The organism is Alistipes sp. 56_sp_Nov_56_25 (assembly GCF_001915285.1).
Classification (GTDB): Bacteria; Bacteroidota; Bacteroidia; order Bacteroidales; family Rikenellaceae; genus Alistipes; species Alistipes shahii.
This window is the reverse complement of sequence record NZ_MNQF01000002.1, coordinates 122,880-146,194: the sequence shown is the minus strand read 5'-3', so window position 1 is coordinate 146,194 and position 23,315 is coordinate 122,880. Positions and strand designations below refer to the sequence as shown.

Annotated in this window: 17 protein-coding genes; 9 read left to right on the top strand and 8 right to left on the bottom strand. The window is 62.6% G+C overall.

The features are described from left to right. Window position 1: 1 nt before the first annotated feature. From BHV64_RS01405 to BHV64_RS01370, 8 genes are all read right to left on the bottom strand, one after another. Window positions 2–877, bottom strand: coding sequence for an endonuclease/exonuclease/phosphatase family protein (locus BHV64_RS01405; RefSeq protein ID WP_015547613.1), 876 nt, complete (start codon window positions 875–877; stop codon window positions 2–4). Window positions 878–896: 19 nt separating this feature from the next. Further along, the gene (locus BHV64_RS01400) at window positions 897–2,651 is read right to left on the bottom strand and encodes a RagB/SusD family nutrient uptake outer membrane protein (protein WP_288115503.1); all 1,755 of its coding nucleotides are present in this window, start codon (window positions 2,649–2,651) and stop codon (window positions 897–899) included. Window positions 2,652–2,664: 13 nt separating this feature from the next. Continuing rightward, on the bottom strand, window positions 2,665–6,060 hold the full coding sequence (locus tag BHV64_RS01395; RefSeq protein WP_288115502.1) for a SusC/RagA family TonB-linked outer membrane protein: 3,396 nt from the start codon (window positions 6,058–6,060) through the stop codon (window positions 2,665–2,667). Between the two features lie 235 nt (window positions 6,061–6,295). Continuing rightward, complete coding sequence (locus BHV64_RS01390) at window positions 6,296–7,285, bottom strand: FecR family protein (RefSeq protein ID WP_022062047.1); 990 nt, start codon at window positions 7,283–7,285, stop codon at window positions 6,296–6,298. A 73-nt stretch (window positions 7,286–7,358) separates the two neighbouring features. After that, window positions 7,359–7,895: an RNA polymerase sigma-70 factor gene (locus tag BHV64_RS01385; RefSeq protein WP_217727699.1), complete on the bottom strand. Its 537-nt coding sequence runs from the start codon at window positions 7,893–7,895 to the stop codon at window positions 7,359–7,361. 476 nt (window positions 7,896–8,371) lie between these two features. Beyond that, the gene (locus BHV64_RS01380; protein WP_217727698.1) at window positions 8,372–9,337 is read right to left on the bottom strand and encodes a hypothetical protein; all 966 of its coding nucleotides are present in this window, start codon (window positions 9,335–9,337) and stop codon (window positions 8,372–8,374) included. Between the two features lie 230 nt (window positions 9,338–9,567). Next, window positions 9,568–11,649 (bottom strand): M3 family metallopeptidase, encoded by a 2,082-nt coding sequence (locus tag BHV64_RS01375; RefSeq protein WP_138265403.1) that lies wholly within the window; start codon window positions 11,647–11,649, stop codon window positions 9,568–9,570. 79 nt (window positions 11,650–11,728) lie between these two features. After that, a complete protein-coding gene (locus tag BHV64_RS01370; RefSeq protein WP_015547607.1) occupies window positions 11,729–13,861 on the bottom strand; it encodes a M3 family metallopeptidase in 2,133 nt (710 codons plus the stop codon). A 128-nt stretch (window positions 13,862–13,989) separates the two neighbouring features. On the opposite strand from BHV64_RS01370, the gene BHV64_RS01365 reads away from it, so the two are divergent. The 9 genes from BHV64_RS01365 (at window position 13,990) to BHV64_RS01325 (ending at window position 23,314) form a co-directional block, all read left to right on the top strand. Then, window positions 13,990–14,703, top strand: a complete 714-nt coding sequence (locus BHV64_RS01365) for an RsmE family RNA methyltransferase (protein WP_015547606.1) — start codon at window positions 13,990–13,992, stop codon at window positions 14,701–14,703. A gap of 22 nt (window positions 14,704–14,725) precedes the next feature. Further along, window positions 14,726–16,714, top strand: a complete 1,989-nt coding sequence (locus BHV64_RS01360) for a proton-conducting transporter transmembrane domain-containing protein (RefSeq protein ID WP_288115501.1) — start codon at window positions 14,726–14,728, stop codon at window positions 16,712–16,714. 1 nt (window position 16,715) lies between these two features. Further along, window positions 16,716–17,630, top strand: coding sequence for a respiratory chain complex I subunit 1 family protein (locus BHV64_RS01355; RefSeq protein WP_138265236.1), 915 nt, complete (start codon window positions 16,716–16,718; stop codon window positions 17,628–17,630). Then, entirely contained in the window at window positions 17,627–18,256 is a 630-nt protein-coding gene (locus tag BHV64_RS01350) for a hydrogenase 4 membrane component (E) (protein ID WP_015547605.1), read from the top strand. The genes BHV64_RS01355 and BHV64_RS01350 overlap by 4 nt, the downstream gene beginning before the upstream one ends. Window positions 18,257–18,260: 4 nt before the next feature. Beyond that, the gene (locus tag BHV64_RS01345) at window positions 18,261–19,661 is read left to right on the top strand and encodes a hydrogenase 4 subunit F (RefSeq protein WP_015547604.1); all 1,401 of its coding nucleotides are present in this window, start codon (window positions 18,261–18,263) and stop codon (window positions 19,659–19,661) included. Continuing rightward, window positions 19,658–21,181: a hydrogenase large subunit gene (locus BHV64_RS01340; RefSeq protein WP_217727697.1), complete on the top strand. Its 1,524-nt coding sequence runs from the start codon at window positions 19,658–19,660 to the stop codon at window positions 21,179–21,181. Before BHV64_RS01345 ends, BHV64_RS01340 begins: the two co-directional genes overlap by 4 nt. A 159-nt stretch (window positions 21,182–21,340) precedes the next feature. Beyond that, window positions 21,341–22,105, top strand: coding sequence for an NADH:ubiquinone oxidoreductase (locus tag BHV64_RS01335; protein WP_217727696.1), 765 nt, complete (start codon window positions 21,341–21,343; stop codon window positions 22,103–22,105). Between the two features lie 2 nt (window positions 22,106–22,107). Next, window positions 22,108–22,656, top strand: coding sequence for a chromate transporter (locus BHV64_RS01330; RefSeq protein WP_217727695.1), 549 nt, complete (start codon window positions 22,108–22,110; stop codon window positions 22,654–22,656). 85 nt (window positions 22,657–22,741) lie between these two features. Beyond that, window positions 22,742–23,314, top strand: coding sequence for a chromate transporter (locus BHV64_RS01325; RefSeq protein ID WP_217727694.1), 573 nt, complete (start codon window positions 22,742–22,744; stop codon window positions 23,312–23,314). The last annotated feature ends 1 nt before the right edge of the window (window position 23,315 follow it).

Here is a 23,315-nt window from a genome sequence, read left to right as displayed (position 1 = left end):
CTTACTTTTTGAGGTCTACCAGTACGGGAAGGTGGTCGGAGACCGTCATCACGTTGATCTCCTCGTACGAGGGCACGGCGGTGCGCAGCACCTCGTACGACGGCGAATTGCCCGTGTAGACGAGCACATAGTCGATGCGCGACGGCGAAGAGGTGTTCACGAAGGTATTGGCCGAGGTGCTGATGATCTTCCACGATTCGAGCGCCGCTGCCGGAAGCTTCGACGTGTTGAGGTCCCCCGCCAGGTAGATCGGCTTGGTATAGGCGGCGTAGTTGGCGGCGATATACTCGGTTATGATCTCGAACGACCGCTGGCGGTTCTCATCGCTCTGGTGGCAGAAGTGCGTGGCGATGAAGATGTAGCCGTCGAACTCCGCGAGGAAGAACTTCCGCGCCTCGGTTCCCGGCAGATCGCCCGCATAGGTGTTTTTAGGCGCCGTCTTGCAGAGGATGCCGATGCCGTAGTCGCCGCCGCGGTAGCTGATCGTCTTGCAGTAGTAGGGCCGCATCCCCGTGCGGTCGGCCAGTTCCTGCAACTGGTCGGTCTGATGCCACGTGGTGTTCTTGTCCAGTTCCTGCAACGCGATCACGTCGGGGTCCATCAGCGAGATGACCTTGGCCGTGTTGTTGTAGTTCGCGCGGTCGGTCCCGGAGTTCTGGGTCCATCCCTCGCAGCGGTGGGTGTTGTAGGTCGCCAGCCGCACCGAGTTGGGCAGGCGGTCGTAACCCTGTCCGTCGTAGGGATTGTCGGGTGCGTCGGAGGTCATGTCCCCGAAATCGAAGTCGGAGTTGTCGCCCTCCAGCCCGGAGCAGGCCGCCCCGGACAGCGCCAGGCAGCAGCCGGAGAAGGCGAGCAGTATGAATCGCTTGATTTTCATAATCATTCTTTTTTTCAGGTTAGAAATTCAGGCCGTCGTTCCAGCCGGGGTTCTGCGTAATGGCGCCCTGGGTCAGCACCCGGTCGTCGGTGGGCACGGGATAGAGGTAGTCGCGCTCCTCGTTCCACGAACGGGCGTAATCCGTATGGATAATGATGTAGCCGCTGTCGCCCCCGCTCAAGAAGATCTCCTTGTTCAGCTCGTAGACCGCCGGGGCCGAGGTCGCGGGCTTCGAGCCGGACCAGATGCAGACGTCGTCCACGCCGTCGTTGTTCAGGTCGTAGGACCCCGTGCCGGGGAAATACAGCCCCGTGAAGGGTTTTTCGAAACGCTTGCCCTCCTTCCAGCGCATGATGTCCCAGTAGCGGAGGTTCTCCATCAGCAGTTCGACGGTGCGTTCGCGGCGGATTTCGAGGATCACGCCCTTGTTGTCGCCCGTCACATTGGCATAGCCGGTCTCCGGCGAAGCCAGATAGGGGTCGGGCGAGGCGTTGGCCTTCGTGAGCGAGAGGTTGGCGACGCCCACACGGTCGCGCAGCGGCTTGATCGCAAGGTCGATGTCTTCCTGCGTGAGGGTTCCCAGCTCGGCCTTGGCCTCGGCGTAGTTGAGCATCACCTCGGCGGCGCGCAGCAGCGGCAGGTCGTTCGTCGAAGCGTTGTACGAATCGTACTTGGCCGACTGGAGGTACTTCACCAGCTGGTATCCGGTCATCGTCGCCGCAAGGTTCGGGGCCGACAGCGCCGTGTCGTCGATGCGCTTGTACCCGGGCGTGCGGACCGTCTGTGCGAAGCGGCCGTCCCGGTTTTTGCTCTCCTCGGGGAGCTGCATCGTCTCCCAGCCGGGCTGCGAGGTGAAGGGCGTGCCGTCCTTCATCAGATACATGTTGGCGATGTTCTTCAGCAGGCCGGGGCGTCCCATCGTGATGCTCGTGAGGTAGCCGTTGACGTCGTGCTTCAGACCGATAGCCGTGTTGTAGGCCCGGGCGAGCACGATTTCGGTGTCGAGGGCCTTGAGCGACGAGAAAAGGTTGAGATACGGCGTCGTTCCCGTCGTGTAGACCGAGTATCCGCTCTCGTCGGTGAAGCGCTTCGACGCCGTCGCACAGGCCGTAAGATAGCTTTCCCAGTCCTTCAGCCCGTGATACTTGCGGAAGGTTCCCTCGAACAGGCAGACGCGGCTCTTGAGCGCCAGCGCCGCCCAGCGCGTCACGCGGTAGACCGACCTTTCGACGGGCAGGTTGGTAACGGCGAAATCGAGGTCTTCGATCACCTTCTGCATCACCATCTCGCGCGGATCGCGGCCCTTTTCGAAGAGCAGCGGGTCGCCGGCGTCGATCGGACGGTCGACCCAGGGCACGTCGCCGTAATGCTTCACCTTCTCGAAGTAGAACCACGCCCGGAAGAAGCGCGCCACGCCCTCGTACTCGAGCCGCACGTGCTCGTCGGCACAGTTGGAGGAGTATTGGAGGAAGAAATTGATGTCGCGCAGCTTCTCCCACTTCCAGGAGCCAGCCGTCGCGGGCACGGTGCGGTTGCCCAGCACCTCGCTCGTGAGCGTGGTCTTGGCGATGATGTCGGCCGTCTCGCCGTAGATGGTCCCGGCGGAGGGGAACATCGTGTAGAAATCGTTGGTGTAGAGCTGACACTCCTCCTCCGTGTGGAAGAAGTTATCGGGAGTGAGCCGGTCCTTCGGGTAGCGGTCGAGCGCGTCCTCGCAGCTGCAAAGTCCGCACGCCGCCACACCGGTCAGTATATAAAGAATGTATTTTTTCATAACGGCAATCGCTTTAGAAGGTTAAGTTCAGACCCACGGAATAGGTCCTGCACCAGGGATAGACGTTCGACTTCTTGTCCGAATCGGCGGCAGCCTGCTCGGGATCGAGGAAATCGTTTTTCAGGGCGCTCCACGTGGCGAGGTTCTCGCCGCTGAAGTAGACACGGCACTCCTTGATGCCGACCTTCGAGGTCAGCCGCTTGGGAATCGTGTAGCCGAGGGTGAGGTTTTTCAGCCGGCAGTAGGCCAGATTTTGCAGGTAACGGTCGTTGGTATAGTAGGCCGTGCCCTGCGTCGAGTTGAGCGACGTATAGGCGCGGGCGCGCGGGAGATAGGCGTCGGGATTGCTCTCGCTCCACACCTGACTCATAAAATTCTTCGGAATGAAGGTCGCATAGGGACGGCTGTACGGCCCCCAGAAGCGCAGGTTGTCCGCGCCGGGATACCAGTCGAGCCGGCCGATGCCCTGCATGAACACCGAGAGGTCGAATCCGTACCACGAAAGGTTGAGCGTGAGTCCGTACTGGTAGCGGGGCGACGAGTTGCCGATCACGCGGCGGTCTCCCGGGTCTTCCAGCGTTCCCTTGCCGCCGTCGACGATACCGCTTCCGTCCAGGTCGAGGTACTTGATGTCGCCTCCGCGAACGCCCTTTCCATAGGCTCCCGTCGCGGAATAATATCCTGCGGCGACCTTCGAAAGGTCCACGCGCGAAGCGTACTCGGCGGCCTCCTCGTCGTTGCGGAACAGCCCGTCGACCTTATAGCCCCAGATTTCGCCGTACTTCTTGCCCACATAAGGGCCTCCGATCAGCCCCGAGGGGTTGTCGCACTTGGTGTACTCGGCCGTGTAGTCCGAGAACGTCCCCGTGATGCCGTAGCTGAAGGTGCTTCCGGCGAGTTTGAACGAGTCGCGCCAGCCCAGCACCAGTTCGTAACCTTTCGTACGGAGGTTGTTCGAGTTGACCTGCGGTTCGTTGGCGCCGTAGATCGAGGGCAGCGACTTGCCCTTGCCCAGGATGCCCTTCGTGTCGCGGATGTAGAAATCGGCCGTCAGCGAGAGACGATTGCTGAACATGTTGAGATCCGCGCCGAGGTTCTTCGAGATGACCTTCTCCCAGGTCTGGTTGCCCGACACGGGATCGCTCACCGTGGCGTGCTGGCCGAGAATCGTACCGTCGAACGAATAGTCGCCCATCGAGCCCTTGGTCGTGATGGTCTGGATGAAGTCGTAGTAACCGATCTGCTGGTTGCCGAGCGAACCGTACGAAAGTCGGATCTTGAGGTTGTCGACCGTCTTGCGCAGCGGTTCGAAGAACGCCTCCTCGCTGATGCGGTATGCCGCCGAGAACGAGGGGAAGAAGCCGTAACGCTTGCCGCGCGGGAAACGCGACGTACCGTCGTAGCGTCCGTTGACTTCGGCCAGGTACTTGCCCTTGTAATCGTAAGCCGCGCGGTAGAACCAGCCCATGATGGCGTATTCGTTGCGGCCTCCGTTGAGCGTGAAGTTGGTCGTGCCCTTGGCGAGGTTGAAGTCCGAGAGGTCCTCGGACAGCAGTCCGTCGTTGGCCGCCGTGAGGTCGCGGTAATACTTGGCCTCGTAGTTGTAACCGGCGATCAGCGTCAGGTTGTGCTTCTCGCTGAAGGTCTTGTTGTAGGTTCCGTAGACGTCGGCCACATAGTAGTTCTGGTCCCAGACGACCTCCTTGTACTTGTTGGGGAAGCTTCCTTCGGGTTCGGTCATCACCTCGCCCGGATACTGCGAATACTGGACATTGACGCTGCGGTAGTCGTTGTGGAGGTATCCCTGCGTATAGCTGAAGTCGGCCTTTATGTTGAAGTTTTTGTGCAGTTTGAACGTGGCTTCGAACGTCGTGGTGATCTCCTGCGTCTTCTTGTTGCCGAAGCTCTTGCCCTTCTGCATCATGGCGCTGTAACCGTCCATCAGGTAGTGGGTCGACGACTGGGTCATCGAGGTGTGCGACACGGCCGTACCGTCGGGATTCACCGGCACGAACGACGCCAGGGCGTGCAGCGTGGGTTTGCGGAAGTTGTTATACTCGTCCTCGTAACCGTAATACTTGTAGTTCGACTGGAAGAACTTGGTGTTGCTGGCGATGGTCAGCCAGGGTTTGATCTCGGCCTGGAGCTTCACGCGGAAGTTGTAGGACTTGAACATGTCCGGCTCGATGCGGTTGACGCCCTTCTGCTGGTAATAGCGTCCGCTGACCATGTAGGAGAGCGCCTTGGTTCCGCCCTTGATGTTGATGTTGTGGTCCCACGTCGGGCGGCTGTCGTCGTAGAGGTAGTTGTACCAGTCGAAGTTGGCCAGATAGACGTACTGCTGACGGCCGTTGCGCCTGTCGGTGACGACCCACGGACGCGCCGGGTTCTCGGTCTTGTCGTTGCGCCGCTCCCAGAGAGCCTTGTAGTCGGCCTCGGTGTAGGAGGTGTAGGGGGTGTTCTGCGTGGCCATCATAAAGAAGTCGGCGATCTTGGCCGAGTAGTATCCGCGCGTCTCGTAGTCGGTCGAGGTCGTGGGGCTGGAGACGGAGAAATAGCCGTTGTACGACACTTCGGCCTTCTCGTTGTACTTGCCGCTCTTGGTGGTGATCAGGATGACGCCGAAGGCTCCGCGTGCGCCGTAGATGGCGGCGGACGAAGCGTCCTTCAGGACCGTGATCGACTCGATGTCGTTCGAGTTGATGCGGTCGGGATAGGTCTCGACGCCGTCGATCAGCACCAGGGGGCTGCCGCCGTTGGGCGAGGTCGTACCGCGGATGTTGTAGGTCGCTCCGGCTCCGGGCTGTCCCGACGAGAGCGTCACGTTGAGGTTGGGGATCACGCCCTGCAAGGCGCGGCCCACGTTCGACACGGGACGGTCTTTCAGCTCCTTCTGCGACACGGTGGCCACGGCTCCCGTGAGGTTGGCCTTCTTCTGCACGCCGTATCCCACCACGACCACCTCGTCGATGCTCTGCTGGGCGTAGGTCAGCACCACGTCGAAGAACGTGCGGCTTCCGACCGCCGATTTGTAGGTGTCGAAGCCGATGAACGACACTTCGAGCATGGCTTCGGCCGTAAGCGCCGGGAGGGTGAGCGTGAAGCTGCCGTTCATGTCGGTCGATATGCCCCGGGTCTGCCCGGCATCGGTCACGAGGACCGTGGCGCCGATCACGGGCGCACCCTTCTCGTCCTTGACGACGCCCTTCACCGTCTGGCGCTGGGGCGCGGCGTCCTTGACGAGGATGATCCTCCGGTTCTCGAAACGGCACGAGCAGTCGGGCAGCATCTGCCGCACCACCTCGGACACGGGCTTGCGCACGGCCGCGACGGACACGATCCGCTTGAGGTCGAAGTCGCCGTTATTGTAGAAAAACGTGTAATTGGTCAGTCGCTCTATCTCTTTCAAAACCTGTTCGACAGAGACGTTTTCCTTGGCAATGCTAACCGTGGGGGGGGGGAGTTTGCGCCCGTCCTCCCGTGGTCAGAAAAAGCAATAGCAGGGCTGCACCAAGGATTTTAGCTTGGATAAGTTTACGCATGGGTTTGTAATTTAGGTAATGGTCGAAACGGCCGGAACGGATTCTGCGTTCCGGAAGTGAAAGCGGGAAAGTCCGGGTCCTTTTTACATAGGCGCGTAATTTTTAGGAATTTTTCGGTTGTTTGGGAATGATCGTTATGCGCCGCCCTGCGCAGACGTAGTCCATCTCCACGACGAGCGACATGGCTTTCAGAATCTCCTCGATACTTTCGTTGCGGATCAGCTTGAACGACATGCGCACCTGCCGGGTCCACGCCTCGGGAGCGTCGATCTCGACGGCGTACCAGCGTTCGAGGTTGGTGAGAATGTCGGCCAGCGAGGTGTCGTCGAACGACAACGAGCCGCCCATCCACTGCGAGTAGTTGCGCGTCGAGACCCGCGAGCGCGAGGCGCGCCCCTCCTTCCTGTCGAACACCAGCCTGTCGCCGGGTTTCAGCGTCACGGGCGCCGGCAAACGGCCGCCGTAGGCGCGGATGCTGCCGTTGCAGAGAATGGCCTCCGTGGTCGCGAACTCGGCGTAGTTGATCACGTCGAACTCCGTGCCGAGCACCTCGATGTTCATATCCTCCATCTGCAGGATGAACGGACGGTCGGCATCGTGCCGGACCTTGAAGAAGCCTTCGCCGTCGAGTTCCACCACCCTGCGGCGCCCCGTCAGGTCGCCGTAGTACCGGAGCACGCTCCCGGCGTTGAGCCAGATATGCGTACCGTCGGGCAGTACGTACTCGCCCTTGTCGTGGGCCGAGGTGACGATGTTGGTTTCGATCTTCGTGCGCAGGTAATCCTTCACCACGACGTAGTTCGTTCCGGCGGCCAGCAGCACGACGGCGGCCGCGGCTGCGACGTTGCGCCAGATGCGGCGGACGCGGAACCGCTCGCCGCGGCGCATCGCCTCGTGGAGCCGTTCGAGTTTGCGTTCACGGCCTCCCGGCTCTTCGGCCCGGAGTCCGTTCCAGTAGTTTTCCAGCGCCCGCTCCTTTTCATCGCGCGAGGCGGGGTCGCGCAGCCACTCCGCGAAGCGCTGCTGCACCTCCCCGGGCATGTCGCTGCCGAGGAAGGTTTCGATAATGGTTTTTATTCGATTTACAGACATAACGATCTTTCCCGTTTCACCAATAAGACGGTTCACGCGGCCGTTACGCACGCCCGAAAGGTGAAAAAAGTTTTTAGAAGAAAAACAGGATCAGCGTGACGAGTTTGCGCAGTTCGGACAAGGCCCTCGAAATCTGATTTTCGACGGTGCGCGTGGAGATGCCAAGACGCCGGGCGATTTCGTCGTTGGCGATGCCCTCCTCACGGCTCATGCGGAAGATGCGCTGCCGCTGCCCGGGCATCTTCTCCACCGCCAGCTGAATCAGCAGCAGCAGATCGCGGTTGTCCACGTCCGGAAGTTCGTATTCGGGCAGCAGATTGGTCTGCCGGGCGAAGTTGGTCCGCACCGTGCGGCTGTCAAAACGGTCGTATACGGCATTGCGGGCCATGCGGAACAGGTAGGAGCCGAAGGCCGTGACGCCGGCCATCGTGCTGCGGTTCTGCCAGATTTTCAGGAACAGGTCGTGGGTGATGTCCTCGGCCTCTGCCCGGTTCTTGAGCATGCGGCACAGAAACTCCTCGGTCTTCGCCGCATACCTCATGTAGAGGGCGTCGAACGACGCGCGGTCGCCGCGGGCAAGTTTTTCGAGCAGTGTTCTTTCGTTTTCCATGGGAAATAGCCGGTATGAACGGGGACGGGGTAAAAGTAGTAATTTTTTACTACTTCGTCGCGGCCCGTGCAAAATTTAGTCGTTTTTTCATTTCTGCGGCGGGCGGAAGCGGCGTTTCGGATTCCAGACGCCGGAGGCCTTTCGTTTCGATAATCGAAACGCCGCCTCCCGGAATAACCGATTATCGAAACCGGAGCGGCGATAATCCGTTCGATACACGAAATTAGAACATCGCATTTCGGATTGTTTCGATTTTCGTCTTGGTTCGCCCGCTGAAATGGCGTACGTTTGTACCAGTTCCGAAAGGGGCTATGAAGAATTCAGTTTGCATGTAGTGACGCCCACAGAAGTTGGAAGGATTGCTTGACAGTGACGCAACTATGTTCCGCACATCCGGAGGCTTCGAGGGGAGGGTTGTGAAACCCTCCCCTTTCCTTTCGTGCCCGCCGGAGAGACTCCGCATCGGGAACGGGGCGTCAGCCCAGCTGGGCGACGATCTCGCGCTGACGCTTGAAATAGTGGATGCGCCGCAGCTCTCCGCTGCCGGATATGAGCGTCGAAAACCGGCTCTGGGTCTTGATCCATTTCTTCACATATTCGTACATCAGCGGATCGGGCGTCCGCAGTCCGTTCAGCGAGAACATTCCGATGTTCACGGCCTGGTGTCTGCTGGTCGTGACATAGCTGTACGACGACTCGAGGTCGATGTCCGAAAGATAGAGGAAGATCTTGTTGCCGTTCTCGAACTCCCCCTTGACCGCCACCGTCTCCATCTCGTCGAGCATGGCGAAGAGTTCGTCCCGGAGCACGCGAACGCTCTCCTGCGAAATCAGGTGCATCTCCCGGTAGGCGCGCAGGGCGTTGAGCCAGTGCTTGAAATTGCTGTCGTCGAAGATCAGGTAGGTCGTCGCGACCGACTGCACCCACCGGACATACTCCCGGCAGTTGCGCCGCAATTCCGCGGGGAGCTTCAGCTCCTCGAAGGTCCTCACGGCGGGGTTGCCCACTTCGTGCTGGTAAAGCCATTTGAAGAGCTTGAACCGGTTCAGGTTGTCGTATTTGCCGTAGAACTCCGCCGGCAGCGAATTGGTCGCCGTGGCAAATTCGGTCGTGGGGTCTGACGCCACCTCGCGCATAAAGGCGATGTCGCGTTCCAGAATCTCGTTATAGGTTTCGAGCAGCGCGGTGAACTCCTTGAACTTGAGCTGGAACGACAACTTGTCCGTAGCCGCCAGCCCCACCACCCGGTCGAGCGAGAAGTGCATCCGCGCGCACAGCGCGCTGGCTTCGCCGAAGGTGAACGGCACCTCGCCGCGCAGCCTCCTGTAAGCGGCCTCGCGGCCTATGTTCAGCATGTCCATCAGCAGCGAAGCCGGATTCGAATGCTGCGGCGTATGCGCATGGATCGCCTCGATCAATGCGGCATTCGATTTTTCAAGCATAGATGTAGTCAACAAAAAAATTCTCTTCCCAAGTCGCAAAGATACGAAAAAACCGGACGGTTGCAAAACAGAATCGCGCCCGGCGGGGGGGGGTGGACAGACGCGTCGTCGCCCGCGGCGCCGAAGATCCGAATGCCCGACCCGGAACCGCAGCCTGCCGTTCCGGTCCCCGGGATACGAAAAGAGGAGGGCCTGTGCAGGCCCTCCTCCGGAATCGGTGAACGGATCGCTTATTTTCCCAGACCCATCTTTTCGATGAGGGCGCGGGTTTCGGGCTTGTGGCCGCGGAAACGCACGTAGAGTTCCATCGGGTGCTCCGTGCCGCCCTTCGAGAGGACGTTCTCGCGGAACGACGAAGCCGCCTCGCGGTTGAAGATGCCCTTCTCCTTGAAGAGCGAGAAAGCGTCGGCCTCGAGCACCTCGGCCCACTTGTAACCGTAGTATCCGGCGGCGTAACCGCCCGAGAAGATGTGGCCGAAAGCCGGAGCCATCGCCGTTCCGGAAACGACGGGCAGCACCTGCGTCGGGGCCATCGAGACGGCTTCGAACTGCTCCACGTCGCCCTCGAACGGCTCGGTGAGCGTATGCCATGCCATGTCGGTCATACCGAACGACAGCTGGCGCACGTTGGCGTAAGCCGCCAGATAGTTCTGTGCGGCGACGATGCGGTCGACGATCTCGGCGGGCATCGGCTCGCCGGTCTCGTAGTGCACGGCCCACAGGTCGAGGAACTCCTTCTCGGTCGCCCAGTTCTCCATCAGCTGCGAGGGCAGTTCCACGAAGTCGCGGTAGACGTTCGTGCCGGTCTGCGACTCGTACTTGCCCTCGCCCAGCATGCCGTGCAGGGCGTGTCCGAATTCGTGGAGGAAGGTCTCCAGCTCGTCGAACGTCAGCAGCGACGGAGCCGTTTCGGTGGGCTTGGTGAAGTTCATCACCAGCGACACCAGCGGACGGATCTCCTTGCCGTCCTCGATCTTCGTGCCGCGGAACTCGGTCATCCACGCCCCCGAACGCTTCGACTCGCGGGGGAAGAAGTCGAGATAGAGGACTGCCATGAAGCGTCCGTCGGCGTCCGTCACGTCGTAGGCCGTCACGTCGGGATGGTACACCTCGATCTTGTCGTCGGGCGTGAAATTCAGCCCGTAGAGCTTGTTGGCCAGCATGAAGACGCCCTTCTTCACGTTTTCGAGTTTCAGGTAGGGTTTCACCAGCTCGTCGTTCAGGGCATATTTCTCATCCTTGTATTTCTCGGTGTAATAGGACCAGTCCCAAGGCATCAGCTGTCCCTTGAAACCGAGCGTAGCGGCGTAGTCGCTCACCGTGCGGTAGTCGGCGTCGGCATAGGACTTGGTCGCGGCCAGCAGTTCCGCGAGGAAGTCGTTGACCGTTTTCGTATTCTCGGCCATGCGGCGTTCGAGCACGTAATCGGCATAGCACTTGTAGCCCAGCAGGTTGGCGATCTTCAGACGCGTATTGGCGATTTTCTTCACGATCTCCGTGTTGTCGAACTCGCCGCCCAGCGCCCTCGAATTGCTGGCTTTCCAGAGTTTCTCCTTCAGTTCGCGGTTCGAGGAATAGGTCATAAACGGCAGGTAGCTGGGATGTTGCAGCGTCACGGTCCAGCCCTTCTCGCCGCGGGCCTTGGCCTCGGCGGCCATGCCTTCGCGGACGAATGCGGGCAGCTCGGCCACCACCTTCGGATCGGTGATGTTGAGCGTGAATGCGTTGGTCGCGGCCAGCGCGTTCTGCCCGAACCGGAGCGTCAGCCCCGAGAGTTCGGAGGTGTACTTGCGGTAAAGCTCCTTGTCGGCGTCGGAAAGGGCCGCGCCGCTGCGAGCGAAACTCTGATAGGTGTCCTCGAGCAGTTTCCTGTCCTCTTTGCGAAGACGTCCCGGATGCTCGTAAACCTGTTTCACCCGGGCGAACAGCTCGGGATTGAGCGAGATGTCGTTCGACAGTTCGGTCAGCTTGGGCTGCACGCGCTGTGCGATCTGCTGCATTTCGTCCGACGTGTCGGCTTCGAGCAGGTTGAAGAAAAGCCCCGCGATGCGATTGAGCAGCTCGCCCTGACGCTCCAGCGCCACGATCGTATTGCCAAAGGTGGGTTTCTTGGGGTTGTTCACGATCGCGTCGATCTCGGCGCGCGAGCAGGCGATCGCGGCATCGAACGCCGGTTCGTAGTCCGCGAGTTTTATCTCGGAGAACGGCGGGGTCTCATGGGGCGTATCCCATGCGGCCAGCAGGGGATTCGACAGATCGAGTTCGGGCAGCTGCGCTTTGGGGATCGAATTGTCGGCGCAGCCTGCCGCCATAGCGGAAACGGCCATAATAAACAGTACTTTTTTCATTATCATATCAAATTAGCGGTTTCTTTTCCGATGGGTTCGAGTTTCAGTTTTCCCGGGCGGCGGATGCCGTTTCGGCGGCGGGAGCGGCGTCCTCGCCGGACGGTTCGGGTTCATTCAGAAGCCCCCGGCCGCGAAGCATCGCCCGCTTGTCGGGGTCCTTGCCGCGGAAATCGCGGTACATGGTCATGCCGTCCTCCGAGCCGCCGCGGGCGAGGATCTTGCGGCGGAAATCGCCGGCGATCTTCTTGTTAAAGAGGTCGCCGCTCTCGCGGAAGGCCTCGAAGGCGTCCTTGTCGAGCACCTCGGCCCACGTATAGAAATAGTAGCCCGCAGAGTAGCCGCCGTCGAAGATGTGCGAGAAATAGGGGTAACGGTAGCGCGGCTCGATCTGCGGGATCAGCCCGCGTTTTTCGGTCAGGGCCTTGCGCTCGAAGGCCATCGGGTCGAACGGCTCGTATTCGGTGATCGAGTGGATGTCCATGTCCGAAAGCGACGCGGCGATCAGCTCGGTGGCCATGAAACCCTGGTTGAAAAGTTCGCTGCGGCGCAGTTTGTCGACGAGGTATTTCGGAATCACCTCGTTCGAACGGTAATGCACGGCATACTGCTTGAGCACCTCGGGATCGAACGCCCAGTTCTCCATCAGCTGCGAGGGCAGCTCCACGAAATCGCCCTCGACCTCCGCGAGTCCGCGGTACTTCACGTCGTGGAACAGGAAGTGGAGCGCATGCCCGAACTCGTGGAACAGCGTCTCGGTCTCGTCGAGGGTCAGCAGCGCGGGATTGCCCCCCGCCGGGCGCGTGAAGTTGCAGACGACCGACACCACGGGCGCCACGCGCTTCCCGTCCTCGTAGGTCTGCTCCACATAGTTGCCGCACCACGCGCCCTGGCTCTTTCCGTCGCGCGGGAAGTAGTCGAAATAGAGCACGCCCAGATGCGACTGGTCGACGTCGAGCACCTCGTAAGCGACCGCCTCGGGGTGGTACAGCGGCACGACGATCGGGCGGAACGTGATGCCGTAGAGCCGGTTGGCGAGGAAGAAGATGCCTCCCTGCACGTTCTCCAGCGAGAAATAGGGCCGCAGCATCTCCTCGTCGAGGGCATATTTCTGCTTGCGGACCTTCTCGGCGTAATACCACCAGTCCCACGACGCGAACTCTCCCTCGGGGAAATCCTTCCGGAACAGCTCCTCCATCTCGGCCAGCTCGCCCTTGGCGCTTTCGAGCGCCGGGGTCCAGATCTCCTCCAGCAGGCCGTACACGGCGTCGGTCGTTCCGGCCATCTCGTCGTCCACGACGTAGGCGGCATACGAGGGATAGCCCAGCAGGTGGGCCTTCTCCGTGCGCAGGCGGATGAAATCGTTGATCAGCTGTTTGTTGTCATACTCGTCGCCGTTGTTGCAGCGGTTGAGGTAGGCCTTGTAGATCTGCTCGCGCAGTTCGCGTTTCGACGAGTAGGTCAGAAACGGGATCAGGCTGGGCTTGTGCAGCGTAAAGACGTATTTGCCCTTCCGGCCCATCGCCTCGGCCTTTTCGCGGGCCAGATCGCGGGCCGTGGCCGGAATGCCGTCCAGATCGGACGAGGCGAGTTCCAGCGCATAGTTGTTGTTCTCGGCGAGGAGGTTCTGCCCGAACTTCACGGCCGTGAGCGACAGCTCCTCGTTGATCGCCTTCAGACGCGCCTTCCGCTCGGCGTCGAGCAGCGCTCCGGCGCGCACGAAACTGCGGTAGGTCTTCTCCAGCAGACGGCTCTGCTCGGCGTCGAGTCCCAGCGCGGCACGACGGTCGTAGACGGCTTTGATCCGTTCGAAAAGTTTCCCGTTGAGACGGATCTTGTCGGCGTGCGCCGCCATCCGGGGCATAATCTGCTCCTCCAGCGCCTGCATTTCGGAGGTGTTCTCCGCGGCGCAGAGCATCCCGAAGATCAGCTCGACCTGCGAAAGCATCTTCCCCGAAGCGTCGTAGGCGAGGATGACGTTCTCGAACGTCGGCGCGTCGTTGTTCGACGTGATGGCGTCGATCTCGGCCTCGTGCAGCGACATGCCGCGTTCGATCGCGGGCAGGAAGTGCTCCGGTTCGATCTTGTCGAAGGGCGGCACGCCGTATGGAGTCTCCCATTCGGCGAAAAAAGGATTTTCACCCACGGTTTTCCCGGACTTGCAGGATATGAATGTCATAGCCAGAAAAAGTGTTAATAAAGCGGTGATACGTTTCATCGATCGTGTTATTTTAGTAACTTTGTCGCGCATTATTCGACAAAGTTAGGGAAAAATCTGTAAATAGAATAAATAATAGGTCTCCAATCATGCAACTTTTCTACGCGCCGGACATCGTCCCCCCGCTTCATACGCTGAACGAGGAGGAGTCGAAACACTGCATCCGCGTACTGCGGCTCCAGTGCGGCGGGCGCATCCATATAACTGACGGACGGGGCAATTTATTTTGCTGCGAAATCACCGACGACAATCCCCGGCGCTGCACCGTGCGGGTCGTCAGCGCCGAAACCGGGTTCGAAAAACTGCCTTACGCGCTGACGATGGCCGTCGCGCCGACCAAGAATTCGGAGCGTTTCGAGTGGTTTTTGGAAAAAGCCACCGAGGTGGGCGTCACGGCCGTCGTGCCGCTGGAAACGGAACACAGCGAACGCCGGGTCTTCAAGCCCGAGCGGGGCGAGAAGGTCGTCACCGCGGCGCTGAAACAGTCGCTCAAGGCCTACCGCCCCGTGCTGCATCCGCTCACCCCCTTCCGCGAAGCGGTGCTGTCGGCCCCCGAGGGGCGGAAGTTCATCGCCCACTGCGCCCCGGCGCAGTCGCCCGCCGGGAAGGCCTACCTGGCCCGCGCGCTCCGTCCGGGCGAGACGGCCACGGTCTTCATCGGTCCCGAAGGCGACTTCTCGCCCGGCGAAATCGCCTTCGCGCTGGCCAACGGTTTCGAAGAGATCACCCTCGGACGACAGCGTCTGCGCACCGAGACCGCGGCCCTCGCGGCGGTGGTCATGGCATCGGTGGTCAACGGTTAAGAATACGATAAATTTCTGAAATATGCTTTTTCTCTACCTGCTAATCGCCCTGACGGCGGTGGCGGCGGCCATTTTCGCCACGCCGCTGCGGCGCAAGGTCTGGACTGCGCTGGCCCTCACGGCCGCCGGCGCCCTGTGGTGCTCGGCGCGCGCCGTCGGCGTGCTGGCCGGAGCGGACAGCGGCCCCGTGTGGTCGATCCCCGGCACGCTTTTCGGCGGCGACACCGGCTCGATGGACGGGCTTTCGGCGCTGTTCGTCGTGATCATCTCGGTCGGCGCCGTCGCCGCCGTGCTCTACTCGCGGGGCTATCTGGCCCACTGCCTTGCCGAGAAATCCCCGGCCCACATCTCGCTGCACTACACGGCGCTGGTGGCGATGTTCTACGCCATGCTGGGCGTGGTCCTTTCGGACGGCGGCTTCTCGTTCCTCTTTTTCTGGGAACTGATGACCGTGGCGTCGTTCCTGCTGATCCTCTTCGACGCCCAGCGGCGCGAAGTCCGGCGCGCGGCGCTCTCCTACCTGATTATGATGCACATCGGCTTCGTGCTGCTCGTCATCGGCTTCGTACGGCTCGACGCGGCCTGCGGCGCCGCCACGTTCGGCGCGCTGGGCGACTACTTCCGCACGCAGCCGGGACTGCCGCTGCTGCTGGTGTTCCTGGCGGGCTTCGGCATGAAGGCTGGACTTTTCCCGATGCACGTCTGGCTTCCGGAGGCGCACCCCGCAGCCCCGTCGCACGTCTCGGCCCTGATGTCGGGCGTGATGATCAAGACGGGCGTCTACGGCATCCTGCGCGTGACGGCCGCGCTGGGCGAACAGCCCCTCCTGCACACCGCCGGAGTGATCCTGCTCGCGGCGGGCGTCGTCACGGGCCTGTGGGGCGTGATCCTCGCAGCCATGCAGAACGACGTGAAACGCCTGCTGGCCTACTCCTCGATCGAGAACGTCGGCGTCATCCTCATCGGACTCGGCGTCGCCGCGCTGGGCAAATCCTCGGGCAACCAGCTCGTCGCGCTGTGCGGCGTCACGGGCGCCCTGCTGCACACGCTCAACCACTCGCTGTTCAAGAGCCTGCTCTTTTTCGGCGCGGGCAACATCCTCTCGCAGACCCATACCACGTCGCTCGACGCGCTGGGCGGGCTTGCGAAGCACATGCCGCTCACGGCGATCCTCTTCCTCACGGGCACGGCGGCCATCTGCGCCCTGCCGCCCCTCAACGGCTTCGTCTCCGAACTGCTGATCTACCTCGGGATGCTCGACGGCATCGCTTCGGGCAGCAACGTACTGGCGTCCGCCGCCGGACTGGCCGCGCTGGCGCTGATCGGCGGACTCGTCGTCCTGGCCTTCACCAAACTCTACGGCACGGTCTTCCTCGGCTCGCCCCGCACCCACGAGGTCGCCGAGTCGTCCGAGGCCGACACCTTCCGCATCGCGGCGATGGCCCTGCCGCTCGCAGGCATCCTTTTCGTAGGGCTGTTCCCCCGGGCGGCCGTCTCGGCCGCGACCCGAGCCGCGGGCTTCTTCCTCCGCACCCCGGCCGACGCCGCCGACTGGCTGCTCTCGCCGCCGCTCGCCGCCGCGGGACGCACGGCCTGGATTCTGATCGCCGTGGTGTGCCTGCTGCTGTGGCTCCGCCGCCGGACGCTGCGCACGCGCACCGTCGCCAAGGGTCCTACATGGGGCTGCGGCTTCACGGCGCCGAACGTCCGGATGCAGTACACGGGCGAATCCTTCTCCGAAGGGCTTCAATCCATCGCCACGTCGCTGACCCAGAACAGCGGCCAAGGCTCCCCCGTGGGCAAAGGCGAAATCTTCCCCGCTGCCCACTCGTTCGACATCGGCCACCGCGACCGCATCGGCCGGCTGTTCGCCGCCTGGTGGGTCGAACTGCTGCGCGTGATCAACCAGCGCGTGATGCGCCTGCGCACGGGCAAGATCAACCATTACATCCTTTTCGCACTGGCTTTCCTGGGGCTGGTGTTCCTGTTGTCGGTATTTAACGCGATTTAAGATGGCAGCACTCAACACACTCCTTCTTCTGTTGGCGGCCCTGGCGATTCCGGGACTGATCAACCGCACCCGCGCGCTGCTCGCGGGCCGCAAGGGCATCCGCTTCGCCCAGCACCTTTACGACGTGCGCCTGCTGCTGCGCAAGGGCGCCGTCTACTCCCCCACGACGACCGCCGTGTTCCGCGCGGCCCCGTCCGTCACGCTCGGCACGGCCCTCGTCGCCGCGCTGTTCGTCCCCGTGGGCGACCTGCCGTCCGCGCTGTCGTTCGAAGGCGACCTGATCGCCTTCGCCTACCTCCTGGCTCTGGGCCGCGTGGCCCTCATCCTCGCGGCGATGGACACCGGAAGCTCGTTCGAGGGCATGGGCGCCAGCCGCGAAGCCCTGTACGGCGCGCTGGTCGAACCGGCGCTGATGCTCGTCTTCGGCACGCTGGCCCTGCTGTCGGGCTACACCTCTTTCGACGCGATCTTCTCGGGCGACGCCGTGAACGGCGTGCAGCTGGTCGTGGTGCTGCTGCTGGCGGCCTACGTGCTCGTGAAGATCGTCTTCACCGAGGCCGGGCGCGTCCCGGTCGACGACCCCCGCACGCACCTCGAACTGACGATGATCCACGAAGTGATGTGCCTCGACTACTGCGGCGTCGACCTGGCCTATATCAAGATGGCCGGATGGCTCAAGACCGCCGCGCTGTCGGTGCTCGCCGCCGACGCCGTCGCCGCGACCTGCTGCCCCCGCTGGTGGGCGGCGGCCCCGCTCGCGGTGCTCGTCACGGGGCTTTCGGTGGGCATCGTCGAATCGACCCAGGCCCGCAACAAACTCGCCCGCAACACCACCTTCATCCTCACCGTCGCGGCGCTGGCCGTCCTCGTGTTCTTCACGGGCTACCTGCTGCAACTTAACATCGGTCTGCAATGATACTTCCGCTGATCATCCTCTACGTCGTGACGCTCGTCTATCTGGCGATCACCGAGCGTTTCCGCAATTTCGCCTCGCTGATCGGCCTTCAGGGGTGGCTGCTGTTCGCCGTCGCCCTGGTGCGGCTGCACGCCATCAACCCCGCCGAACTGGCCTTCATCTGCCTCGAAACCCTGCTTTTCAAGGGCATCCTCGTCCCGGGACTGCTTTTCGCCGTCATCCGCCGCACGAAGATCAACCGCGTCTCGCGCTCCGGCTCCACGCAGTCCGGCTCGCTGCTGCTGTCGCTCGTGGCGCTGGCCGTGAGCGCCTCGGTCACCTATTACATCGCCGACACGACCATCGACCTGGTGTTCTTCGGCGTGGCCTTCTACTCGCTGCTGAGCGGACTGATCCTGATCGTCATGCGCCGCCGGATCTTCTCCCACATGGTCGGCTTTCTGGTCATCGAAAACGGCGTGTTCCTCTTTTCGACGGCTATCGGCGTCGAGATGCCGCTGCTGATCAACTTCGCCATCCTGCTCGACATCCTCATCTCGGTGCTGATGCTGGGCATCTTCTTCACCAAAATCGACGGCAAGCTCCATGCCGACGACGCCGATTCACTCACCAACGTAAAGGACTGACGCCATGATCTGCTACCTCATTTTCAGCGTCCTCATCGCGGCAGCGGCCTTCACGGTCCGCCGCCGGAGCCTGCTGCGCCTCACGGGCGCGGCCTTCTACGCCGTGCAGGCGGCCTTCGCCGTTCGGATCGTCGCCGGAGGGCTTTACGGCGAGACCTCGGCCGTGTGGTTCGCCTTCGACGCCGCGGGCACGCTCTTCTACTGCCTGCTCTGCATCGTCTCCGCCTTCGCCTTTTTCCACTCGAAGGCCAGCCTCCACGACTGCGACCTGCGCCAGACCCGTACCTACGCGGGCCTGCTGATGCTCCTGACCACAGCCATCGCGGGAGCCTATTTCGCCTCGAACCTCGCCGTGACGTGGATCTTCCTCGAAGCCACCACGCTCTGCTCGGCGGGCATCGTCTACCACCGCCGCACGGCGCAGGCGCTGGAAGCGGCGTGGAAATACGTCTTCGTCTGCTCGACGGGCATCGCCATGGCCTACCTGGGCATCCTGCTGCTGGCCGCCGCCACCGACTGCGAGTCGCTCGACTACGCCACCGTCGCCGCCGCGGCCCCGGGCGGCAGCGCCCTCTACCTGAAGACGGCCTTTCTGCTGATCCTCTGCGGTTACAGCTGCAAGGCCGAGCTGTTCCCGCTCTACACCGTGGGCGTCGACGCCAACTTCGCCGCCCCGGCCCCGGCCTCGGCGCTGATCTCCACGGGACTGGTCAACGCCGGGTTCCTGGCGTTGCTGCGGGTCTACAAACTGCTCGCCGCGACCGAAGTCTTCCCATGGGTGAAATCCGTGCTGCTGCTCGTCGGCGTGCTGTCGCTGGTGGTCGGCGCGCTGTTCCTGCGCCGCACCAACAACTACAAACGCTTCCTCTCCTACTCCACGGTCGAGAACATGGGCATCGCGGCCATCGGGCTGGGCATCGGGGGCATCGGGGTCTGGGCCGCCGTGTTCCACGTCGTCTGCCATACGCTCATCAAGAGCAGCCTGTTCCTCCAGATCGCCGTCGTGCGGCAGGTCTACGGCAACTACCGCATCAACCGCATCGGCGACTACATCCACATCAACCGCGTGGGGGCCGTGGGACTGCTCACGGGGATGGTCGTGCTGGTGGCCTTCCCGCCCTCGCCGCTGTTCCTCTCCGAGCTGATGATCCTCAAGCAAACCATCGCCGACGGCCGCTGGTGGCTCGTCACGGGCATCATGTTGCTGCTGTGCCTGGTCATCTACTTCTTCTGCTCGCGCCTGCTGCGCCTCTGCTACCAGCCCCGGCAGGACGAACTGCACCCCTCGGCGACCGACCGCGCACTGTCGTGGTCGGCGCTGTCGCTGCTCGCCGCCGCCATCGGGCTGGGGCTTTGGCAGCCCGCATTTTTCCGGGAACTGATCGACCGAATCGCATCGCTATGAATTACTACGTAACCGACAATACCGGCGCCTCCGTCGCGCTGAACGACATCCCCGAAGTCTCCTACGCCGCCTTCTACGAGGACCTTCGCGTAAAACTCTCCGACGCACGCTACCATGCGGCCCACTATTTCGCCCTCCCGTCGGGCGACCGCATGCGTTTCTTCCTGCTGCTGCTCGACGACGCCGAGCGCCGCGTGCTGATCACTTCGCACGCCACGGACTACTACGACGAGACGGCGCTCCCCTCGCTCACAGCCCTGCACCCGCAGATGCACCCCTTCGAGCGCGACATCTCGGAACGCTACGGCATCCGTTTCGACGGCATGCCGTGGCCCAAGCCGCTGCGGTTCCCCGCCGGGCGTTACGACCGCCGCAGTTCGATCGAGAACTACCCCTTCTACACGATGGAGGGACGCTCGCTGCACGAGGTCAACGTCGGGCCGATCCACGCAGGCGTCATCGAACCGGGGGCCTTCCGCTTCATCTGCAACGGCGAGCAGGTCCTGCACCTCGAAATCGCGCTGGGCTACCAGCACCGGGACGTCGAGACGGCCTTCGAAACGACCGCGAACCGCCTGCGGCAGATGTGCCTTGCGGAGTCCGTCGCCGGAGACAGCGCCGTGGCGCACGCCACGGCCTTCGCCCGGGCCGTCGAGAAACTCGCCCGCCGCGAAGTCCCGGCCGCGCTGGAGTGCGAACGCGCCGCGGCCCTCGAACTCGAACGCATGGCCATGCAGATCGCCGACACGGGCGCCCTCTGCATGGACGTGGGCTACCAGCTGGGGCAGGTGGCTTCGGAGGCCCTGCGCACCATGACCATCAACACCACGCAGGCGTGGTGCGGCAACCGCTTCGGCAAGGGGCTGATCCGGCCCCTCGGCACCGACCACCCGCTGACGGCCGAAAAGGCGGCGATGATCCGTGCGAACGTGCGCGAAATCGCCCGCCGCTACGACCAGGTGCGCCGCGACATCAAGTCGTCGCCCTCGCTGCTGGCCCGCTTCGAACAGTGCGGCATCGTCCCGCGCGACGAGATGCAGCGCATCGGCGGCGTGGGTCAGGCGGCCCGCGCGAGCGGTCTGGCCCGCGACATCCGCACGTCGCACCCCTGGGGCGTCTTCGCCGGGGCGTTGCGCCACGAAAGCATCGTCAAAACGCATGGCGACGTGATGGCCCGGCTGATGGTGCGCTGCCGCGAGGTGCTGCAATCGGCCGGATACATCGACCGCCTGCTCGACCTCCACGGACAGGAATGCGGGAACGCCGGACACCCGCGCCCGGACTATGCGGCGCCGCTGGCCCCCTCGTCGCTCGCGTTCGGACTGGTCGAGGGATGGCGCGGCGAGACCTGCCACGTTCTCCTGACCGACGCCGAGGGCCGCATCGCCGCCGTCCGCATCAAGGACCCGAGCCTCCACAACTGGCTGGCACTGGCGCTCGCCGTGCGCGGCGAAGGCATCTCCGACTTCCCGATCTGCAACAAGAGTTTCAACCTCTCGTACTGCGGCCATGATCTGTAATCGCACCGTTTGGCAACCCTCATACACTCCGTTCGCTGCGTACCGCCGCGTTTACAAACCGGACCCAACTCCACCCCGCCCCGGCGGGGACTTAATGCCCGGAAAAGAATTGGCCGTCACGAGGCTTTTCGTTAATTTTGTTCAATTATTTATTCAAAAATGATCCTCCCAAAAATACGCGTACTGCACAGCCACGGACGGCAGGCGATCCCCGACCTCGACGCCGTGGAGCTGACCCCCGAATTCCGGGGCCGTCCCTGCCTGACCGAGACCCGGGACGCCGACGACGCCGAGCACGCCGCGGCCGTCTGCCCCACGGGAGCCTTCACGGCCGCGCCCCTTGCGCTCGACCTGGGCCGCTGCCTCTTCTGCGGCGAATGCGCGCGCATCGCGCCCCGCAACGTCCGTTTCACCAACGACTACCGCATCGGCTCGCCCACGCGCGAAGGACTTGTCGTCCGTCCGGGCGACCCCCGCATAGCGTTCGACGCCGGAAAGGTGCGTCCCGAAATCCGCCGCTGCTTCTCCCGCGCATTGCAGCTGCGCGAAGTCTCGGCCGGGGGCGACGCGTCGGTCGAAATGGAGCTGGGGGCCACGGGCAACGTCAATTTCGACCTCGGCCGCTTCGGCATCGGCTTCACGGCCTCGCCGCGCCATGCCGACGGCGTGGTAGTCTCCGGCCCCGTCACGGCCAACATGGCCGAGGCGCTGGAAATCTGCTACGACGCCGTCGCGGAACCCAAAATCCTCGTCGCCTGCGGTTCGGAGGCCTGCTCGGGCGGACTTTTCGCCGACAGCCGCGCCGTCGACCGCACGTTCTTCGGCACCCACACCCCGGACCTCTGGCTGCCCGGCGCACCGACCCACCCGATGACCTACATCGACGGGATGATGAACCTGCTGGGCCGCAAAACCCGCCAATGACGATGCAACGGCTGACAACCATATTCGTCTCGTTCCTGAAAATCGGGATGTTCACCTTCGGAGGCGGTTACGCCATGCTGCCTCTGATCGAACGCGAGCTGATCACCAAACGCAAGTGGATCGAGCAGAAGGAGTTTTTGGACCTGCTGACCCTCGCGCAGTCGATCCCCGGCCCGATCGCCGTCAACACCGCGGTATTCGTAGGCTACAAGGTCCGCGGACTGCGCGGCGCGGCGGCGGCCCTGCTGGGCACGGTGACGCCGTCGTTCGTCATCATCCTTGCAATCGCCATCTTCTTCGCCGGCATCCGCCAGAACCCCGTCGTCGACGCGGCCTTCAAGGGCATGCGCCCGGCGGTCGTGGCGCTGATCATCGGCCCGGTGCTCACGCTCTCCCGCGGCATGCACTGGACGATGCTGGTCGTCATCGCCGCCTCGGCCCTGGCCATCTGGTGGCTCGACTGGTCGCCGATCTGGATACTCGCCGCGGCCGCCGCGCTGGGCATCGCCTGGGAGTTGACAATGGCAAAAAAGGTGAAAGGTGAAAGGTGAGTTTTGCGGTTGAGCGAGGGCAGAGACCGCCTGCGGGACATGCCGACTCCCAACTTTTAATTTTTAATTCTTAATTAGCGCAGCTATGATCCTCTGGCAACTCTTCATATCCTACCTCAAGATCGGATTCTTCGGATTCGGCGGCGGCTACGCCATGCTGTCGCTGATCCAAAACGAAGTGGTCGTGCAGCACCAGTGGATGACCGCCGCCGAATTCGCCGACATCGTCGCCGTGTCGCAGATCACGCCCGGACCCATCGCCATCAACTCGGCGACCTACGTGGGTTACAGCGTCGGCGTCCAGACCGGACACACCTGGTGCGGCATCCTGGGTTCGGCGATCGCCACTTTCGCCGTCTGCCTGCCGTCGCTGACGCTGATGATCCTCGTGGCGCGTTTTTTTATGAAACTCAAAGGGAACCGGCTGGTCGAAGGGGCCATGCGGGGCATGCGGCCCGTGGTGATCGGCATGATCGCCGCCGCGGCTCTGCTGCTGATTTTCCCCCACGGCGACAACCCCGACGACCGGAACTTCATCGACGCCTGGAGCTGGGCGCTCTTCGGCGGTGTTTTCGTGGGTTCGTGGCGCAAGGTCAACCCCATCCTGCTGATCGTCCTCTCGGCCGGGGCGGGAATCTTGATTTATTACGTATTCTAAT

Excerpts from the sequence above, each read along its gene's own strand:
- BHV64_RS01405 (WP_015547613.1), bottom strand. The coding sequence starts at position 877 with ATGAAAATCAAGCGATTCATACTGCTCGCCTTCTCCGGCTGCTGCCTG.
- BHV64_RS01400 (WP_288115503.1), bottom strand. The coding sequence starts at position 2,651 with ATGAAAAAATACATTCTTTATATACTGACCGGTGTGGCGGCGTGCGGA.
- BHV64_RS01390 (WP_022062047.1), bottom strand. The coding sequence starts at position 7,285 with ATGTCTGTAAATCGAATAAAAACCATTATCGAAACCTTCCTCGGCAGC.
- BHV64_RS01385 (WP_217727699.1), bottom strand. The coding sequence starts at position 7,895 with ATGGAAAACGAAAGAACACTGCTCGAAAAACTTGCCCGCGGCGACCGC.
- BHV64_RS01380 (WP_217727698.1), bottom strand. The coding sequence starts at position 9,337 with ATGCTTGAAAAATCGAATGCCGCATTGATCGAGGCGATCCATGCGCAT.
- BHV64_RS01375 (WP_138265403.1), bottom strand. The coding sequence starts at position 11,649 with ATGGCGGCAGGCTGCGCCGACAATTCGATCCCCAAAGCGCAGCTGCCC.
- BHV64_RS01370 (WP_015547607.1), bottom strand. The coding sequence starts at position 13,861 with ATGACATTCATATCCTGCAAGTCCGGGAAAACCGTGGGTGAAAATCCT.
- BHV64_RS01365 (WP_015547606.1), top strand. The coding sequence starts at position 13,990 with ATGCAACTTTTCTACGCGCCGGACATCGTCCCCCCGCTTCATACGCTG.
- BHV64_RS01360 (WP_288115501.1), top strand. The coding sequence starts at position 14,726 with ATGCTTTTTCTCTACCTGCTAATCGCCCTGACGGCGGTGGCGGCGGCC.
- BHV64_RS01355 (WP_138265236.1), top strand. The coding sequence starts at position 16,716 with ATGGCAGCACTCAACACACTCCTTCTTCTGTTGGCGGCCCTGGCGATT.
- BHV64_RS01350 (WP_015547605.1), top strand. The coding sequence starts at position 17,627 with ATGATACTTCCGCTGATCATCCTCTACGTCGTGACGCTCGTCTATCTG.
- BHV64_RS01345 (WP_015547604.1), top strand. The coding sequence starts at position 18,261 with ATGATCTGCTACCTCATTTTCAGCGTCCTCATCGCGGCAGCGGCCTTC.
- BHV64_RS01340 (WP_217727697.1), top strand. The coding sequence starts at position 19,658 with ATGAATTACTACGTAACCGACAATACCGGCGCCTCCGTCGCGCTGAAC.
- BHV64_RS01335 (WP_217727696.1), top strand. The coding sequence starts at position 21,341 with ATGATCCTCCCAAAAATACGCGTACTGCACAGCCACGGACGGCAGGCG.
- BHV64_RS01330 (WP_217727695.1), top strand. The coding sequence starts at position 22,108 with ATGCAACGGCTGACAACCATATTCGTCTCGTTCCTGAAAATCGGGATG.
- BHV64_RS01325 (WP_217727694.1), top strand. The coding sequence starts at position 22,742 with ATGATCCTCTGGCAACTCTTCATATCCTACCTCAAGATCGGATTCTTC.